The following is a 17,754-nucleotide window of genomic DNA, read 5'->3' on the forward strand; positions in this document are numbered from 1 at the left end:
GGTGGTGGCTGTGTCAAGCGTTGGCGGGCAGAGGGCTCTGCTCCAAGCGTGCCGCGGGATATCTGCCTCCAGATGACGGAGGGGCGGGAATTGCACTTGGGCGCGGTGCGTGCATGATGCTGGAAAAGCAAGTGAGGGTTTCATGGCAGCGACGACATTTCTGGAAACGCCACAGAGGCGGCGGCTGGCCTATCACAAGAGCGATGGGGTGGGGCCCACGGTCGTTTTCTTGGGAGGCCTCAAGTCGGACATGGAGGGCACCAAGGCGGTGCATCTCGAGGACTGGGCCCGGGCACGTGGGCAGGCCTATCTGCGGTTCGACTATTCCGGGCATGGCGAAAGTTCCGGCCGGTTCGAGGAAGGGTGCATCGGGGATTGGCATGAGGACACGGTTGCGGCGGTTTCAGCGCTGACCGAAGGGCCGCTGATTGTGGTGGGTTCGTCCATGGGCGGCTGGCAGGCGCTGTTGCTGGCGCGGGCCATGCCCGAGCGGATCGCGGGGATGGTCACCATCGCTGCGGCGCCGGATTTCACCGAGGACGGCTATTGGGCCTCGTTCACCGACGAACAGAAACAGGCGCTGGAGACGGTGGGGCATGTTGAACTGCCTTCGGACTACATGGAGCCTTACATCATCACCAAGCGGATGATCGAGGATGGGCGGACGCGGCTGGTGTTGCGGTCGCCGTTGAACCTGCCGTTCCCGGTACGGTTTCTGCAAGGCACGGCGGATACGGCGGTTTCCACCGAGACGGCGGTACGGCTGCTCGACCATGCCAGCGGTCCGGACATGCGGCTGTTGCTGGTCAAGGATGCGGATCACCGGTTCTCGGACGGGCCATGCCTGGGGCTGATCGAGGATGCGGTTCGCGACGTGATGGGGGCAAATTGATGCGGCGGCTGGGGCGGTTTCTCGGACGGGCCTTGCTGGCGTTGATGGTGGTCGGCGGGCTGATCTACTGGTTCGGCCCGCGCGAAGAGGTGGATCTGCACCCGCGGTTCGATCCGCGCAAGTTCGGCGAGGGGGTTCAGGTCTATTTCGAAAGCATCGAGTCCGCCTATGACGATATCGTACCGGGCGTCGAAAAGCGGGTGATCTGGCAGGACGGATTCAAAGAACGGCGCGCGCCCTATTCGGTGCTTTATGTGCACGGGTTCTCGGCCTCGTCCGAGGAAATCCGCCCGGTGCCCGACAGGATCGCTGAGGCGCTGGGGGCCAATCTGGTCTATACGCGCCTGCAGGGGCACGGGCGCGACGGGCTGGCAATGGCCGAAGGGACGGCCTCGGGCTGGATGCGGGACATGGCCGAAGGCCTGGCCGCCGCCCGCGCCGTGGGCGACAAGGTCATCGTGGTCTCGACCTCGACCGGGGGAACCCTGGCGGCAGCCGCGGCGTTGGACCCCGAACTGAGCAAGGACGTGGTCGGGATGGTGTTCATCTCGCCCAATTTCGGGGTGCAGGCGGCCGGATCCTGGATACCGTCACTGCCTTGGGCGCGCAGCTGGCTGCCGTTGCTGATGGGGGAAACCCGCGAGGTGTCGGGCCCTGATCCGGAAAAGAACCTGTATTGGTCGTCCTCTTATCCGTGGGAGGCGGTGGTTCCGATGTCTGTTCTGGTCGATACCGTCTACGAGCTGGATTTTTCGGGTGCGCTGGTGCCGGCTCTGTTCTGGTTCTCGGATGACGATCAGGTGGTTCGGCCCGACCTGACTCACAAAGTTGCAGAAGACTGGGGGGCACCTGCGACCGTTCAGACCGTAACTATGGGGTCGGGTGACGACCCGCAATCGCACGTCATTGCCGGGCGGCTGATGTCGCCGGGGCAGACCGATGCGACGGCGGCAGGTATTCTGCAATGGCTGAACGGTTTGGGGGTGGAGTGATGGAGCAACGCGTCAGCCTGATCACGATCGGGGCCGAAGATCCCGGAGCCGCAGCCCGCTTTTACGACGCGCTGGGCTGGCGCCGCACCGACAGCCCGGACGGGGTGATCGTTTTTGACCTGATCGGCCAGACGCTGGGTCTGTACCCATTGACCGCGCTGGCCGAAGAAATCGGGGTTGGCGTTGAAACCCTGGGTCGCGGCGCGATGACGCTCAGCCACAATTGCCGATCCAAGGAGGGTGTCGCCGAACTGCTGCAAGCTGCCGAGGCAGCGGGGGCCGAAATCCTGAAACCAGCCTCGGACGTGTTCTGGGGCGGGCACCATGGGTACTTTCGGGCACCGGATGGTACGATCTGGGAAGTTGCGTTCAACCCGTACTCGGCCCTCGCGCCGGATGGGGCCTTTCGTTGGAACGGGTACTGAAAATGCGCAGACCAGGCAGCATGTGGAGCCTCGAGACCTTGGGCCGCGTGCGCCTGTCGCGCCATTTCTTCATGCGCGATTTCCTGTATTCCGAGATCGGGAGCTTTCACGAAAAACAGAACCTGCCGGACAACCCGGGTCTTGCCATCGAAACCGGCCGTGCATTTTGCGAAACCCTTCTGGACCCGTTGGAGGAAACATTCGGGCGTGTTGCCGTCCGGTCTGGATACCGGTCGCCCTCGCTGAACCGGTTTGGAAACGAGAACAAGTTGAACTGCGCCCGCAACGATCATCCCCTTGAATGCCACATCTGGGACCGCGGCACAGGCGAGGCGCGAATTGCCGGAGCCTCGATCGTGATTCCATGGTTTGCCGACCGTTACGCGCAAGGCAGGGACTGGCGCGATCTGGCCTGGTGGATGCACGATCATCTGGATTATTCCGAGATCTGGTTCTTTCCCAAACTCTGCGCCTTCAATCTGGTGTGGCGGCCCACCCCGCTGCGCCGGATCGACAGCTACATTGCGCCCCGTGGCAGTCTGCTCAGGGCCGGTGCCGATCCGGATGAGACTCTGAGCGAACGCCGGCGGCGCTATGCGGACTTTCCCGAATTTCGCGCAATCCGCTATCCTTAAAGTTTTTCTTGCCCGTCTGCGCCGAAACTCTCATCCTGATCAACAAAACGGCCGAGCCGATCGGCCAGTACAAGGAGGCCCTGCGTGATCGAGCCGCTGGTCTTGTTGCCAGGATTGATGTGCGATGCACGGCTGTTTCAGCCACAGACAACCCGGCTGTCTCAGACCAGGCCGGTAATGGTCGCGCCGATCGGCGGCGGTGATCGGATCGAAGAGATTGCCTCGGCGCTTTTGGACCAGTTGCCGCACCGCTTTGCGTTGGCTGGTCTGAGCATGGGGGGCATTGTTGCGTTGGAACTGGTGCGCCGCGCCCCGGAACGCGTGACCCGCCTTTGCCTCATGGCGACGGATGCGCAGGCCGATACCCCCCAGATCGCCGCTGACCGCGAAGAGCTGATCGTTGCGGCACAGGCTGGCCGTCTTGAGGATGTCATGCGCAAGGTTCTGGGTTCGGACACGCTGGCCCCCGGACCGCAGCGGATCCCGATATTGAACGACATGCTGGAAATGGCGCTGGAGCTGGGACCGGAACTGTTCGTGCGCCAAATGCGCGCTCTGCAGCGCCGCCCGGATCAGCAGGGCACCTTGCGGCGAATAAAGGTGCCGACATTGGTTCTGTGCGGGGCACACGACACTCTGACGCCGGTCAGAAAACACAGTTTCATGGCCGAGTTGATCCCCGGTGCAGCCTTGCATGTGGTGGACATGGCGGGGCATCTTCCGACGCTTGAAGCGCCGGGTGAAACCACCGACGCGCTGTCCGACTGGTTGAACATACCCGTGCGGGCTTTCTAGTCGTACAGCGCCTTGCGTTCTTCAAGGCTGATGACATGCGGAGCCACGACCGGATCGCCGGTTTCGACGTCGAAGAACGGAGTTTGCTTCCAACGACCGGAAAGGCGCGCCGCAATGACTCTGCGGATCATGCCGAAAACAGCAGGAGCCACATTCTCGTGCTTCCATTTGCCATTCGCCTGCGGGACATGGGCGCGGGTCTTCACAGGCCCCAGAGGGGATGGATCGGAAAATCTGGCGACATCAAATCCGGCAAAGGGGAATTTCATGCTGCTGGTGGTGGTCGTCAAAGGCGCGTTGCAGCATTTGGCGTACCATCGAAACAGACCTTTGGGTCCCAGCCGCATCACGGCCAGGTACTCGGCGCCTTTGGTGATGCGGATATATTCGGGCGACATCTGAAAAATGTCTACCGGTCCCGGTGCGGGGTCAGGTTGACCAAAATACAGCTGTCCGGCGCGGCAATCTGGGCAGAAACAGACGACATGGGTGCCACTGGACACCCCTTTGGCCGTGATCTCGCCGCTAATCTCACCGCAGTTGCAGGCGAACGGAAGGGCAGGCGCCGGGTCTGCGGACATCAAGCAACCTTGTTGCTGTTGGCCGCGCGGCGGCGCGGTTTGCGGCTGTTTTCGTTCATGAAGTCTATGACCAGCGGGCGGATATTGTCACGCCAACTGCGTCCGGCGAAGATACCGTAATGGCCCGCGCCGGGTTCGACATGGCTGGCCTTCTTGCTGTCGGGCAGGCCGGTGCACAAGTCCAGCGCCGCGATACACTGACCGGGGGCCGAGATGTCGTCATTGGCGCCTTCGACCGTCTTGACCGCCACATCCGTGATTTTGCCGATGTCGACTTTGTGGCCAGCCACGATGAACTCATTCCGGGCGATCTCACGGTTCTTGAACACCCGCTCGACCGTCGAGAGGTAGAACTCTGCCGTCATGTCCATCACGGCCAGATATTCATCGTAGAAACGGTTGTGGGCGTCATGATCCGACGCCTCACCCCGCATGACGCGCTGGATCTGGTCGGAGAACGCCTTGCCATGGCGCTCGGCATTCATCGACATGAAGGATGCCAATTGAAGAAGCCCGGGATAAACCATGCGTCCCACGCCCTTGTATTTGAAGCCCACCCGCTGGATCATCGTTTCCTCAAGCTGGCCCATGGTCACCCGGCGGCCGAAATCGGTGACTTCGGTCGGGGTTGCGTCAGGGTCAACCGGGCCACCGATCAGCGTCAGCGTGCTGGGCTGCGCCTTGGGGTCGGTTTCGGCAAGGTACGCCGTCGCCGCAAGGGTCAGGGGCGCGGGCTGGCAGACAGCGACGACATGCGTGTCCGGCCCCAGCTCCTTCATGAAATCGACAAGGTACAGGGTGTAGTCCTCGACATCGAACTTGCCTTCGGACACGGGGATGTCGCGCGCGTTATGCCAATCGGTCACATAGACTTCGCAATTGACCAACAGGCTCTTGACGGTCGAGCGCAGCAGGGTGGCGTAGTGTCCGGACATCGGCGCAACCAACAGCACCTTGCGCGGTTGCTCTTTGCGGCCATTCACGCGAAAGTGGACCAGATCGCCAAACGGGCGTTCAAGCACGGAGGTGACATCCACCAGATGATCTTTGCCGTCTTCGCAGGTAAACGTTCGGATACCCCAATCGGGTTTCACGACCATGCGTTGAAACGTGCGTTCGGTTACTTCGCCCCACGCGGCCATCCAGTTGAATGCCGGATTGGGGATCATGGAAAACTGGGGGTAGGACGCCATCGCGCTTGCGGTTGCACCAAGCCATTGGTTGGTGTTGCGCATGGTTTCTATCAGGTCGTAGGTCATCATGTAACGCACGGGAATGGCCTCCTAAATGTCAGCCTGAGAGTTCGGACCATTCGTCGCTTTGCCCCCCGGTGCCCACGACGATATTCTGCACAGCAGCGAGGTTAGGGGGGATTTGTAAAAATGACAACAAGTGAAGGCCACATGCCCGACTTAAGCGACGAACACGTTGAACGCCTTAAGGAAAACATGCTGAAAGTCGAAGATCTGTCCAAGCGGCTGATCGAGGTGATGGCGTCGAAAAAAGCTCATACTCCCGCGCTGGACGGCCCGAATCAGGAACTTTTTGCAAGAGCAGCAACTGCTTATTGGGCCGAGGCCTTGCAGAACCCGGCCAAGTTGTTGGAACAACAGCTGGAATACTGGGGCAAGTCCGTCCTGAATTTTGCTGCGGCGCAGCAGGCCCTGATGGCGGGTGAAGGAGAAGCGGACGAGGCTCCGAGCAAGGATAAACGTTTCTCGAACCCGCTGTGGGATACGAACCCCTATTTCCGTCTCGTCCGCCAGCAATACCTGACAAATGCCGAAGCCATCGCGAACGCGGTGGAGTCGGTCGAGGACTTGGACGCCAAGGACAAGCGGCGGCTGAAATACTTCTCGCAGCAGATTGTCGACATGATGTCGCCGACGAATTTCCTGCCGACCAACCCCGACGCTCTGCAGAAGGCGATCGAAACCGATGGCCAGTCGCTGATCCAGGGGCTGGAGAATCTTGTTGCCGATCTCGAAGCGAATGATGGCGAGTTGATCGTCAAGCTGGCGGACGAAAACGCGTTCAAGGTGGGCGGCAACCTGGCCACAACGCCCGGAGAAGTCGTCTATCGAAATCGGATGATGGAACTGATCCAGTACAGTCCTGCGACTGAGACGGTTTATGAAACCCCCGTCGTTCTGTTCCCGCCCTGGATCAACAAGTTCTACATCCTGGATCTGAAGGCACAGAACAGCCTGATCAAGTGGATCACCGATCAGGGCTATACCTTGTTCGTCGTCAGCTGGGTCAATCCGGATGCCAGCTATGCCGAAACGGGAATGGAAGACTACGTTCAGGACGGATTCCTGACGGCGGTCGAAGAGGCCAAGAAGATCTGCAAGGTCAAACAAGTCAATGCGGTCGGGTACTGCATTGCCGGAACGACCTTGAGCCTCACTCTGTCGCTTTTGAAGCAGCGCGGTGACAAGTCGATCAAATCCGCCACGTTCTTTACGGCGCTGACCGATTTTTCGGATCAGGGCGAGTTTACCCCCTTCCTGCAGAATGATTTCATCGACGGGATCGAGGAAGAGGTGAACAAGGAAGGTGTGCTGCGGTCATGGATCATGGCGCGCACGATGTCGTTCCTTCGGTCTCGCGACCTGGTCTATGGACCGGCGATCCGCAGCTACATGCTGGGCGAGACGCCACCCGCCTTTGACCTGTTGTACTGGAATGGGGACGGCGCGAACCTGCCCGCGAAAATGGCTGTGCAGTATTTACGTGGCTTGTGTCAGCGCAACGAGTTCGCTTCGGACGGGTTCGAATTGATGGGCCACAAGCTGCATGTCCGCAACGTGGATGTGCCGTTGATGTCGATCACTTGCGAGACGGACCATATCGCCGCTTGGAAAGACTGCTATCGCGGCGTGCAGAAAATGGGATCACGCAGCAAAACCTTCATCGTTTCGGAATCGGGGCATATTGCAGGCATCGTCAATCCGCCCAGCAAAAAGAAATACGGTCACTATACCAACACCGATCTCAAGGCGGATGCCGACACCTGGATGAAAGAGGCAAGCTTCCACGAAGGCTCCTGGTGGCCCCGCTGGGAAGCCTGGTTGAAAAAGCGGTCTGGCAAGCAGGTTCCGGCACGCGAACCCGGTGATTCGAGCCACCCACCGTTGGCTCCGGCGCCAGGAACCTATGTAGTCGCCAAACCAAAGTCTTGATTTCACATTGAAACTAAAAAATTCTGCGCCGCAGCAACAAAAATCTTGAAATGCTGCGCCGCAGCAATCATATTGTCCTCAAGCTGATGAAACCCGGGGTGGGCCCGGACCGGCTGAAAGGATTAGGACAATGGCAAAGACCCAAGACTTTACTGCGATCATGAAAGACATGATGGGCGCGTTCCCGGTGGACACCTCCGCCGTTGAAAATGCATTCAAATCGACCGCTTCGCTGAACGAAAAGCTGTCGGGTGTTGCTCTGGAAGCTGCCGAGAAATCGGCTGAAATCTCGAACAAATGGACCAAGGAAACTCTGGCCAAGCTGAGCGAGATGTCGAAAGCCAAAGCAGAGCCGGCCGACTACGCCAAAGCAGCAACCGATTTCGCCAGCGCTTCGGCTGAAGTTGCTGCCGAGAACCTGGCTGCTTTCGCTGAAATCGCCAAGAAAGTTCAGTCGGAAACTGTCGAGCTGCTGATGGCTGCCGGCAAAGAAGCTGCGGAAGAAACCACCGCGGCCGTCAAGAAAGCCACCAACGAAGTAACCGCTGCTGCCAAGAAAGCAACGGCTGCCAAGTAAGCAAGATCCGCGAAACGCACCCATCCCTCCCAAATTGGTGCAATCGCTAAGGGCAGGTCCATTGACCTGCCCTTTCTTTTTGTTCTGCAGTCGCATAACCTCTGCTGCAACGCATCATCCTTGGGGAGGGTAAACGGTGTCGGACAAAGATAAACCTCTGCTGATCAAGCGGTATGCCAGCCGTCGGCTGTATAACACCGAGACCAGCGACTACGTCACGCTCGAGGACATCGCTGGGTTCATCCGCGACGGGCGCGAGGTTCAGATCATCGACCTGAAAACCGGCGACGACCTGACACGACAGTATCTGCTTCAAATCATTGCCGAACATGAAAGCCGGGGTGAAAACGTTCTGCCTGTGAACGTGCTGAATGACCTTGTGCGCAGCTACATGGTGCCGGGCGGGGGCATGATGCCGCAATTCCTGCAATCCAGCTTTGAGATGCTGCGCGAAAGCCAGGCCAAGATGATGGAAAACATGAGTGCGATGAACCCCATGAGCAGCATGCCCGGGTTCGAAGCAATGCAGGCGCAGCAGCAGGCGTTCCTGAAGGCCATGACAGGCGGGCTGTCGGGCAATTGGTCCGGGCCGGACAAGGACGAAGAAGGCAAGTCCGAGTCCAAAGAAGACCTGGACGACATCAAGAAACAACTGGCCGAGTTGCAGCAGAAGCTTTCCAAGCTCAGTTGATACCAGATAGGCCCGGACAATCCGGGCCTTTTCTTTCTGGCGTTGGGGTCAGGTGCCGAAGGCCACTTCGGGCGCGGTAACCTCGCCGACCGAGGCCAGGATGATGTCAGCGATTACATCCAGTTCCGCGCGGGTCAGGCGCACCGGCAGGCGCACGTCACAGGCCGACATCAGCATTGCGCGCGTTCGAGGCAGCTCGACCTGCTCTGGCAGAAACTGCCAGTTCCAGAAGGCGCGGGCATTGTCCTCGCTCAGACCAAAGACCTGCACCTTGACGCCGCGGCCCTCGGCGGCAGCGGCAAATGCCTTGATCTGGTCTTTGTTCAGGTCGACCAGGTTGAACTGGATCGAGTCCGGCGCACGTCGCTCTGGTGTCAACGGGTCGGGTACGTGGATATGCGGTGAACTGTTCAGGCGCTGCGCGACATAATCGTGGTTGGCCAGCCCGTCGCGCACCCGCCGCGCCAATTCGGGCAGTTGGGGGCGGATCACCGCGGCGCTGAGGTTGCTCATGCGCAGATTGTAGAGCGGCAGCTTGTTCTGCCAGCGGGCAAAGGCATGCTCCAGATCGGGCGCGTTCTGGCCGTGCGGGCCTTTGTGTTTTTTCCAATTGTGCTCATAGGCGCCCGACATGATCACGGCGCGGGCAACCAGGTCGGCATCGTCTGTGACAAGGATGCCCCCTTCGCCTGCGTTGATCATCTTGTAGGACTGGAACGAGAAACAGCCCACCTTGCCGATGGTGCCGATGTTGCGGCCATGCCAAGTGGTGCCCAGCGAATGGGCCGCGTCCTCGATCACCGGGATGTCGCGCGCGTCGCACAGCGCCATGATCGCGTCCATGTCCGAGGTATGGCCGCGCATGTGGCTGATGATCACCGCTTGAGCGTCGTCGAGCTTGGCCGCGAAATCGTCGATGTCGATGCGGTAATTGTCGCCCACCTCGCACAGGACCGGAAGGCAGTCGGCATGCACCACCGACGAGGGCACCGCCGCAAAGGTAAAGCCCGGGATCAGCACCCGCGCGTCCCGCGGCAGCCCCAGTGCCTTGAGCGACAGGAACAGAGCCGCCGAACAGGACGACACCGCCAGCGCGTATTTGCTGCCCAGCAACTCGGCGAACTCTGCCTCAAGCAAAGCAACCGGCGCGTCCTGCGGCGCGGTATAGCGGAACAGGTCCCCGGATTGCATCAGGGACTCGATCGCGTCTTTGGCGGCGGCAGGGATGGGTTCGGCGTCATGGACGTTGGGTGGCAGCGTCATATTTGATAATCCCAAATTCTATGTTTGGAAAAGATAAAATGAAAAGCTGAGCAAACCAAGCCTTCATTCGCCTGCTGGGCGAAATTTCACCGAACCGTCACAAGTCGTGGGTCAAAGGCCCAGCCGATCACGCAGGGCATACCAAGTCATCGCCAGCACCAGCAGAGGGCTGCGCAGGGCCGAGCCTCCGGGAAAAGGCAGAGCGGGCACGCGGGCCATCGTGTCGAACCCTTCGGACTGGCCCTGGATGGCCAGCGCCATCAACTGACCGGCATGGGTTGCGGTGCCGACCCCATGACCGGAATAGCCCGAGGCCGACAGGATGTTGGGCGCCAGACGCGTCAGGTAGGGCATCCGCCGCATGGTTATGGCCAGCGTGCCGCCCCAGGCATAGTCGATCCGAACGTCGCGCAGATGCGGAAATATCTCGGTCATCGGTTTGCGGACCTTGGCGGCGATGTCGGATGGAAAGCGATAGCCATAGCTCTCGCCACCGCCGAACAGCAGTCGCCCATCGGCGCTGAGGCGGAAATAGTTCACCACGAATTTCGTGTCGGCAACGGCCACGTCCTGCGTCAGAACCTTTGCGGCCTCGGCGCCCAGCGGCTCGGTCGCGGCGATGAAATTGTTGATCGGCATGACCCGCGTGGCGACCTTGCGGTTCAAGTTGCCTAGGTAGCCATTGCAGGCCAGAACCAGATGGTCGGCCGTGACCGAACCATGTTCGGTGCGAACGGTGACGCGCGGGCCTTCCTCGATGCCCAGCACCTCGGTGTTTTCGTGAAGCGTCAGGCCGGCAGTCAAGGCGGCCTCGGCCAGACCCAGCGCATAGTTCAGCGGGTGCAGATGGGCCGCGCCCATGTCCAGATACCCGCCTGCATAGGCCGGCGAGGGGCAGAGCGCGCGCCCGGCTTCGGCATCCAGAAGCTCGATCTGGTCATAGCCATAGGCGGTTTTCAGGTGATCGGCGTGAGCGTGCAATTCGGCGCGTTCGCCGTCGCTGAAGCCCAACGTGGCGATGCCCGGTTTCAAGTCGCAATCGATGCCGTGGCGTTCGATCAGCGATTTGACCAGCGTCTTGGCGTCTTCGGCCAGATCCCACAGCGTGGCCGCGTCGTCGCGCCCGACCAGCTTTTCCAGGTCTTCCTGATCCATGCGCTGGGCGCTGCCCAATTGGCCCCCATTGCGCCCCGAGGCGCCGAAACCCACGCGATGCGCTTCAAGCAGGACTACCCTGAAACCGGCCTCGGCCAGGTGCAGCGCGGTCGAAAGGCCCGTATACCCTCCACCCACTACGCAAACGTCGGCGGTGACATCGCCGCGCAGCGGCTCGGTCGGGGTTCGCGGGTGCGCGGTGGCGGCATACCAGCTGGGCGGGTAGCTGCCGCGTTTGTCATTGCTGTACAGCAGGTTCATGGCGCACATGGCTCAGACGTTCAGCAGCAGGTGTTCACGCTCCCACGGCGAAATCACCTGCAGGAACTCCTCGTACTCGGCGCGTTTTACGATGCTGTAGACCCGTGCGAACTCGGGGCCCAGAACCTGATGCAAGGCTTCGGCCTCGTCGAACAGATCCAGCGCGTTGCCCATGACCTGCGGGATGTCGCCGTCACCTTCGTAAGCGTCGCCATAGAACTGACGGCGCGGGCGGTCCTGATTGACCAGACCAAGATAGCCACAGGCCAGCGACACGGCGATGCCCAGATAGGGGTTGCAATCCATCCCGGCGATGCGGTTTTCCACCCGCCGGCTGTCGGGACCCGACAGCGGCACACGTATCCCCGTGGTGCGATTGTCGCGCGCCCATTCCAGGTTGATCGGGGCGGCATGGTCCTTGACGTAGCGCCGGTACGAGTTGACGTAGGGCGCCATCACCGCCAGCCCGGCGGGCAGGTGCAGCTGCAGACCGGCGATGAAGTTGTAGAACGCGTCCGTCTCGCCGCCCTGAGGCCCCGAGAACAGGTTCTTGCCCGTCTCCATGTCGATGATCGAGTGATGGATGTGCATGGCCGATCCCGGCTCGTCCTCGATCGGTTTGGCCATGAAGGTGGCAAAGCAGTTGTGACGCAACGCGGCCTCGCGGATCAGGCGTTTGAAATAAAACACCTCGTCGGCCAGCTTGACCGGATCGCCATGGCGCAGGTTGATCTCAAGCTGACCGGCGCCGCCCTCCTGGGTGATGCCGTCGATCTCGAACCCTTGTGCCTCGGCGAAATCATAGATGTCGTCGATCACAGGGCCGAATTCATCCACGGCGGTCATGGAATAGGCCTGCCGCGCGGCAGCCGGACGGCCCGAGCGGCCCATCATCGGCTCGATCCCCTTGGCCGGGTCCACGTTGCGGGCAACCAGAAAGAACTCCATCTCGGGCGCGACAACCGGTTTCCACCCTTTGTCCTTGTACAGCTGGACCACGCGTTTGAGCACGTTGCGCGGGCTGAACGGAATCGGATCGCCGTCCCTGTCGTAGGCGTCATGGATCACCTGAAGGGTCCAGTCACCGGTCCACGGTGCCGCCGAGGCCGTGCTGAAATCGGGCTTGAGGATCATGTCGCGTTCGATGAACCCATCCTCACCCGCGGCCTCACCCCAGTCACCAGTGATGGTTTGGTAGAAAATGCTGTCGGGTAGATGGAAATAGGCCTGCTTGGCGAATTTCGATGCCGGAACTGCCTTGCCGCGGGCAATCCCCGGCAGGTCTGAGATGATGCATTCGACCTCGTCCAGCCGGTGCCCGTCGATGTAATCCCGTGCTGCTTGTGGAAGTTGGTCTGTCCAGTCGGCCATCAGGCCCTCTCTTTCTTAAGGAACTCTGCCATGAAACGCCCGATATTGGCGTTGTCATCCGGAGCGTTCCATCGGGTTTTTGCGTCGTCCATCAGGGCGTCGGGCACCACGCCTTTACCGCGTGTCTCCATGAGGCCCTGAATGAAATCGTTGGAGTATTCGGGATGTGCCTGCACCGTCCAAATCGTGTCCCCGTAGGCAACCATCGCGTTCTTGCAGAACGCGTTGCTACCCAATAGCTGGGCGCCGTCGGGCAAGGCCGTCACCTGATCCTGGTGCCATGCGTTCAACGAAACCTTGCGCCCGTCATAGTCATACTCCGTGCGTCCGATCGCCCAACCCTTGTCGAACTTTTCAACCTTGCCGCCCAACGCCTGAGCGATGATCTGGTGGCCGAAACAGACCCCGATCAACGGTTTCCGTGCCGCTTGGATCTCGCGGATCAGTTGCTCGAGCTTGGGGATCCACGGATGATCTTCGTAGGCGCCATGCCGCGAGCCGGTAATCACCCATCCATCGCAGTCGCTTGCGCTGTCGGGGAACACATCATCCACCACCGCATAGGTCACGAACTCGAAATCGTTGCCGTCCAGAAGCTGTTGAAACATCAGGTCGTAGTCGCCGAACGATCGTTCCAGCGGTTCGGGCGCGTGGCCGGTCTGCAGTATGCCGATTTTCATGAGTCACCAAATTTGATCAAATTCAATCTACCCGAGTCTCGATCCACGGGCAAGAGGATCATACGGACTCCAGATAGCTCAACCAGTGACTGTCGGGGTCCATGTCGGCAAAGCGTGCGGATTCCTGCCTTTTGGTCATCACCATGTTTCGGATCAGATCCCCGGAGAAGATGCGCGCGATGATCGGGTCCGTCTCGAATGCCGAAATGGCCGAATCCCAGTCCCCTGCCAATTGCGGAAGCCCTTCGATCTCGTAGGCATTTCCCGTGATCGGGGGCGGGGGTTGAAGGCCGTCCTCGATGCCGATCAGAGCCGCGCCCAGAACCGCGGCCAGCATCAGATAGGGGTTGATGTCGCCGCCGGCCACGCGGTGCTCGATCCGGCGGGCGGCGGGCGCACCGCCCGGAATGCGGATCGCGGCGGTCCGGTTCTCATAGGCCCAAGCCGCGCCTGTGGGGGCATGGGCTCCGGGCACGAGCCGCGTGTACGAATTGCCATGCGGAGCAAAGATCAGCGTGCTGCCTGGCATGGCGGCCAGACAGCCGGCGACGGCAGAGCGCAGGATTTCGGTCCCTTCACGCCCGCCATTGTCAAAGACGTTGCGACCCTGGTCATCCAGCACCGAGAAGTGAACATGCATTCCGTTCCCCGCATCATCGGCATAGGGTTTGGCCATGAAGGTCGCGGTAAAGCCGTGCTTGCGGGCCAGCCCACGGGTCAATGCCTTGAAAAGCCACGTATCATCGGCGCAGCGCATGGCATCCTGATGGTTCAGGTTGATCTCGAACTGGCCGATGCCGCTTTCGGAAATTGCCGTCTGGGCGGGAATCCCCATTTCGGCGCACCCGTCATAAAGCTCGGTGAAGAAGGCGTCGAAGGCGTCCATTTCGGCCATCGACAGCACCGCCTCGCCGCGCAGCCGACGGCCGGTGACCGGGTTGTGCGGGGGCTTTGGTTGCGCGTCCGAGGAGTCAAGCAGGGTGAATTCCAGCTCGGTCGCGGCAACAACTTTCCATCCGCGCTGGGCATAGCGCGACAGGACTGCGGCCAGCGCGTGGCGGGGATCGCCGGCAAAGGGTGTGCCGTGATCGTCGTACAGGCACATCGGCACCAGCGCCGTGGGTGTGGTCAGCCAGGGCATCGGCACCGGGCCGCGCTCGGTCGGGCGCAGTACGCCATCGGCGTCGCCGGTTTCGAACACCAGCGGGCTGCCCTCGATATCGGCGCCCCACAGATCGACGTTCAGCGCCGAAAACGGCATGCGCACCGCGCCGCTGTCCAGCTTGTCGGCGTAAGACGGGGGCACGCGTTTGCCGCGCATCTGGCCGTTCAGGTCACAGGCGGCGACGCGAAATGTATGCAGGGCGGCAAGGTCCATCTGGGGCTCCGTAGCTGTGCTGCGGCAAACCTAGTCGAGCTTTATGCCCTTGTCACGATATTTGATCAAATTATCCGCAGCAGCTGTCGCCTTGCTGAATGGGCGGGCAGGCTACGGTTCCGTACGAGCAATAGACACAGCAATCACCCGGCTTGGGTTTCAGTACCGTGTGACAGGCGCTGCATTCATAGAACCACTGGCAGGCGTCGGTGGGCATGGTCTCGGTCTGCGCGTGGCCGCAGGCGGGGCAGGTCAGAGTGCTTTCAAGCGTTACGGGCGTGTCTGTCATGGTCTCACATCTGTTGGATCAGAAATTCGTTGATGCGGGCCTCGTTGAACACGACGACCCAGGCGAGGGCGGTCATCGCGGTGCTGGCCGCCAAGCCCCATTTCAGATGGCGCATCTTGTCGCGCCGATAGGCCACCAGCCACGCCACCGCGATAAGCACCGTCGAGGCCGCCAGAACATAGTAGCTGAGCGCCGCGATCTGACCAAAGACGGCCAGCCAATTGCCGCCAAGGCCCAGCAACATCATCGTCATCGGCAGCACGCAGCATGCGCCCACGCCCAGGGCCGACAGGGATCCGGCAAAGCTGAGGCCGAGAAATCCGCGCATTTTGTTCCTCCGTCATTCAGGGGCCGCAGCATTGCCGCAGCGTGTGGGCAGAGGTATAAATCCTGTAGCCACTACAGGATCAAGCGAAACGAGGTCACATGATTGCGATCGGTGAAGCGGCCCGTCAAAGCGGCGTGGGAATCGAAACCATCCGGTATTACGAGCGTGAAGGCATCGTGCCGCGCCCGGCGCGGGCGGCCAACAATCGGCGGCTGTATTCCGCGCAGGATGTGGGGCGGTTGCGGTTTCTGAAACGCTGCCGTGACCTTGGGTTTTCGCTGGGCGATGCAAAGGCCTTGTTGGACCTGTCCGAGGGCGGCGCGGCCGATTGTGCCGAGGTCAGCGCATTGGCCAAAGGTCACATGGACAGCGTCCGCCGCAAGATCGCCGAACTGCAACGGCTGGAGGCCGCCCTGGGCGAGCTGACGGCAAATTGCGCCGAAGGCTCGGTGGATTGCCCGATGCTGGGCCGGTTGCGGATGGCCTGAGTCCCGGCGCCTCAGCGCGCCAGGTTCAGGCGAAACCGAATCTTGGCCTTGCGCGCCACCGGCAGGTGCCGGTTCAGCCGCTTGTTGATCAGGCCGAACACGCCCACGATCACCAGCGTCAGCAGGATGAAATAGAACGCCAGGATCGGGTAGGGGACGAACGGGTTGAACGTCTTGTCGGCGAAATAGCTGGCATAGTAAAGCGCGTCCCCGCGTTGCTGCCAGGCCGGAAAGGCCGAGAAGAAGACCAGCGTGGTGGCATGGAACAGGAAAATCGCCTCGTTCGTGTAGGCGGGCCAGGCCAGTCGCAGCATGGTGGGCCACACGATCCGGCGGAAGCGCGACCAGCCGGACATGCCATAGGCATCGGCGGCCTCGATATCTCCCTTGGGGATCGACCGCAGCGCGCCATAGAAGATCTCGCCCGAATAGGCGGCAGTGTTCAGGAACAGCACGATCAGCGCCCCCAGCCAGGCCGAGGTGAAGGCGTCGAACATCGGGTAGGTCTTCTTGAGCGACAGGAACAAGAAGTAGGCAAAGAAGAACTGGATGAACAGCGGCGAGCCGCGGAAGATGAAGATGAACCACTCGGACGGTTTGCGCAGCCACTTGCGGCTGGACGCCTTGCCCAGGGCCACGGCCGTGGCCAGGAAGAACCCGGTGGCCAGCGCCATCACGCCGAAATAGATGTTCCAGATCATCCCTGAACCGATCAGGGTAAACTGTTCGCACAGGGTGAAATCGCTGCGCGGCAGCAGGCGCTCGCCAAACCCGATCGAACGCAGGCCGTAATCCTGGATGGTCTGCAGGCAGCTCATGCGGTGGTCTCCTTGCGCAGCAGCTCTCCGCCCGATGTGGCCTGACCGTGAGATAGCCGGCGCATCAGCCGTTCGAGGCCGATCTCGGAAACGCGGGTCATGCCAAGGTAGAAAACCAGCAGGAACAGGAAGTACCACATGCGCCAGTCGCCATGCGGATAGGCGGTGAATTTCGAGGTCTTGGTGCCGCCCAGCTCGCGCGCCCAATAGACGATGTCTTCGACCCCCAGCAGGAACAGCAGCGGCGTGGCCTTGATCAGCACCATCCACAGGTTCGACAGGCCGGGCAGGGCATAGACCCACATCTGCGGCACGAGAATGCGCCAGAAGGTCTGGCGGCGCGTCATACCATAGGCCTCGGCGGTTTCAAGCTGCGCCAGCGGCACGGCGCGCATGCCGCCGTACAGCACGTTGGCGGCGAAGGCACCGAACACGATCGAGAAGGTGATGACGGCCAGGAAAAAGCCGTAGGTTTCGTGCACCCATTCCGGTGCGGTGCCCAGCGGCAGCTTGGCGGCGGGGCAGACGAGAAAGTCGTTCCCCTGGCGAATCGGATCGGTCCAGTCGGGACACAGCACCTGATGCCGCATCCACTCGAACCCTTGGTCCAGGGCGATCACGAAGAACAGGAAAAACGCAATGTCGGGCACACCGCGCACGATGGCGATATAGCCTTTGCCCAGCCAGCCCAGCGGCGGGACATGCGACCGCGCCGCCATTGCCCCCGCAAAGCCGAAAGCCAACGCCACCGGGGCCGTCACCGCCAGCAAGGCCAGAACCTTGATGAACGACAGGTAGAACGACCAGTGCACGCCGTTGGTCAGATAGCATGAAAACCAGCGGAACGTGCCGAGCGTGTCGGGATCAGCGCAGTAGGAAAACATGGGGCGTCTTTCGAACGTCGGGTCCGGCGCGGGCCGGGGTGGGTTCGGCGCGCGTGGCGCCGAACC

20 protein-coding genes are annotated in these 17,754 nt (G+C 61.2%); 9 read left to right on the plus strand and 11 right to left on the minus strand.

The genetic code is table 11. The features are described 5' to 3' along the window. The first annotated feature begins 142 nt into the window (after positions 1–142). The 5 genes from ACR0BA_RS00680 to ACR0BA_RS00700 all read left to right on the plus strand — a co-directional run bounded on the left by ACR0BA_RS00680 (position 143) and on the right by ACR0BA_RS00700 (position 3,739). Complete coding sequence (locus ACR0BA_RS00680) at positions 143–892, plus strand: alpha/beta hydrolase (RefSeq protein WP_480726001.1); 750 nt, start codon at positions 143–145, stop codon at positions 890–892. Beyond that, a complete protein-coding gene (locus tag ACR0BA_RS00685) occupies positions 892–1,884 on the plus strand; it encodes an alpha/beta hydrolase (RefSeq protein WP_480726003.1) in 993 nt (330 codons plus the stop codon). Before ACR0BA_RS00680 ends, ACR0BA_RS00685 begins: the two co-directional genes overlap by 1 nt. Continuing rightward, complete coding sequence (locus ACR0BA_RS00690) at positions 1,884–2,309, plus strand: VOC family protein (RefSeq protein ID WP_480727431.1); 426 nt, start codon at positions 1,884–1,886, stop codon at positions 2,307–2,309. Before ACR0BA_RS00685 ends, ACR0BA_RS00690 begins: the two co-directional genes overlap by 1 nt. Before the next feature lie 20 nt (positions 2,310–2,329). After that, entirely contained in the window at positions 2,330–2,944 is a 615-nt protein-coding gene (locus ACR0BA_RS00695) for a hypothetical protein (protein ID WP_480727433.1), read from the plus strand. An 84-nt stretch (positions 2,945–3,028) separates the two neighbouring features. Continuing rightward, a complete protein-coding gene (locus ACR0BA_RS00700) occupies positions 3,029–3,739 on the plus strand; it encodes an alpha/beta fold hydrolase (RefSeq protein WP_170358510.1) in 711 nt (236 codons plus the stop codon). On the opposite strand, the gene ACR0BA_RS00705 is transcribed toward ACR0BA_RS00700, so the two are convergent. Further along, a complete protein-coding gene (locus ACR0BA_RS00705; RefSeq protein ID WP_480726004.1) occupies positions 3,736–4,320 on the minus strand; it encodes a DUF6151 family protein in 585 nt (194 codons plus the stop codon). The two genes, ACR0BA_RS00700 and ACR0BA_RS00705, sit on opposite strands and share 4 nt — an antisense overlap. After that, the gene (gene phaZ, locus ACR0BA_RS00710; protein ID WP_480726006.1) at positions 4,320–5,591 is read right to left on the minus strand and encodes a polyhydroxyalkanoate depolymerase; all 1,272 of its coding nucleotides are present in this window, start codon (positions 5,589–5,591) and stop codon (positions 4,320–4,322) included. The genes ACR0BA_RS00705 and phaZ overlap by 1 nt, the downstream gene beginning before the upstream one ends. 111 nt (positions 5,592–5,702) lie before the next feature. Here phaZ and ACR0BA_RS00715 point away from each other — a divergent pair, with 111 nt between their 5' ends. The 3 genes from ACR0BA_RS00715 (at position 5,703) to phaR (ending at position 8,773) form a co-directional block, all read left to right on the plus strand. Further along, positions 5,703–7,505, plus strand: coding sequence for a PHA/PHB synthase family protein (locus ACR0BA_RS00715; protein ID WP_480726007.1), 1,803 nt, complete (start codon positions 5,703–5,705; stop codon positions 7,503–7,505). 130 nt (positions 7,506–7,635) lie between these two features. Then, a complete protein-coding gene (locus tag ACR0BA_RS00720) occupies positions 7,636–8,082 on the plus strand; it encodes a phasin, PhaP (RefSeq protein WP_170338288.1) in 447 nt (148 codons plus the stop codon). A gap of 136 nt (positions 8,083–8,218) precedes the next feature. Continuing rightward, the gene (gene phaR / locus ACR0BA_RS00725) at positions 8,219–8,773 is read left to right on the plus strand and encodes a polyhydroxyalkanoate synthesis repressor PhaR (RefSeq protein ID WP_170337829.1); all 555 of its coding nucleotides are present in this window, start codon (positions 8,219–8,221) and stop codon (positions 8,771–8,773) included. 48 nt (positions 8,774–8,821) lie between these two features. On the opposite strand, the gene ACR0BA_RS00730 is transcribed toward phaR, so the two are convergent. The 7 genes from ACR0BA_RS00730 to ACR0BA_RS00760 form a co-directional block, all read right to left on the minus strand. Continuing rightward, entirely contained in the window at positions 8,822–10,036 is a 1,215-nt protein-coding gene (locus tag ACR0BA_RS00730; RefSeq protein WP_480726008.1) for a DegT/DnrJ/EryC1/StrS family aminotransferase, read from the minus strand. A gap of 111 nt (positions 10,037–10,147) precedes the next feature. Continuing rightward, the gene (locus tag ACR0BA_RS00735; RefSeq protein ID WP_480726009.1) at positions 10,148–11,452 is read right to left on the minus strand and encodes an NAD(P)/FAD-dependent oxidoreductase; all 1,305 of its coding nucleotides are present in this window, start codon (positions 11,450–11,452) and stop codon (positions 10,148–10,150) included. Positions 11,453–11,464: 12 nt separating this feature from the next. After that, on the minus strand, positions 11,465–12,823 hold the full coding sequence (locus ACR0BA_RS00740; protein WP_170368725.1) for a glutamine synthetase family protein: 1,359 nt from the start codon (positions 12,821–12,823) through the stop codon (positions 11,465–11,467). After that, positions 12,823–13,503: a type 1 glutamine amidotransferase gene (locus tag ACR0BA_RS00745; protein WP_170337836.1), complete on the minus strand. Its 681-nt coding sequence runs from the start codon at positions 13,501–13,503 to the stop codon at positions 12,823–12,825. The genes ACR0BA_RS00740 and ACR0BA_RS00745 overlap by 1 nt, the downstream gene beginning before the upstream one ends. 58 nt (positions 13,504–13,561) lie before the next feature. Next, positions 13,562–14,881, minus strand: a complete 1,320-nt coding sequence (locus ACR0BA_RS00750; RefSeq protein ID WP_170372208.1) for a glutamine synthetase family protein — start codon at positions 14,879–14,881, stop codon at positions 13,562–13,564. Positions 14,882–14,951: 70 nt separating this feature from the next. After that, positions 14,952–15,170 carry a GDCCVxC domain-containing (seleno)protein gene (locus tag ACR0BA_RS00755; protein ID WP_170358525.1) on the minus strand — a complete coding sequence of 73 codons (219 nt, stop codon included), beginning with the start codon at positions 15,168–15,170 and terminating at the stop codon, positions 14,952–14,954. A 4-nt stretch (positions 15,171–15,174) separates the two neighbouring features. Beyond that, positions 15,175–15,498 carry a hypothetical protein gene (locus tag ACR0BA_RS00760; protein WP_170443229.1) on the minus strand — a complete coding sequence of 108 codons (324 nt, stop codon included), beginning with the start codon at positions 15,496–15,498 and terminating at the stop codon, positions 15,175–15,177. Positions 15,499–15,596: 98 nt separating this feature from the next. Here ACR0BA_RS00760 and ACR0BA_RS00765 point away from each other — a divergent pair, with 98 nt between their 5' ends. Continuing rightward, positions 15,597–15,986, plus strand: a complete 390-nt coding sequence (locus ACR0BA_RS00765; protein ID WP_170366497.1) for a MerR family transcriptional regulator — start codon at positions 15,597–15,599, stop codon at positions 15,984–15,986. Between the two features lie 11 nt (positions 15,987–15,997). Here ACR0BA_RS00765 and ACR0BA_RS00770 read toward each other — a convergent pair whose 3' ends face one another. Both ACR0BA_RS00770 and ACR0BA_RS00775 read right to left on the minus strand, forming a co-directional pair. After that, positions 15,998–16,804: an ABC transporter permease gene (locus tag ACR0BA_RS00770; protein ID WP_170366496.1), complete on the minus strand. Its 807-nt coding sequence runs from the start codon at positions 16,802–16,804 to the stop codon at positions 15,998–16,000. After that, complete coding sequence (locus ACR0BA_RS00775; RefSeq protein WP_480726010.1) at positions 16,801–17,688, minus strand: ABC transporter permease; 888 nt, start codon at positions 17,686–17,688, stop codon at positions 16,801–16,803. The genes ACR0BA_RS00770 and ACR0BA_RS00775 overlap by 4 nt, the downstream gene beginning before the upstream one ends. Positions 17,689–17,754: the final 66 nt, after the last annotated feature.

Source organism: Ruegeria sp. CI5, assembly GCF_056536885.1.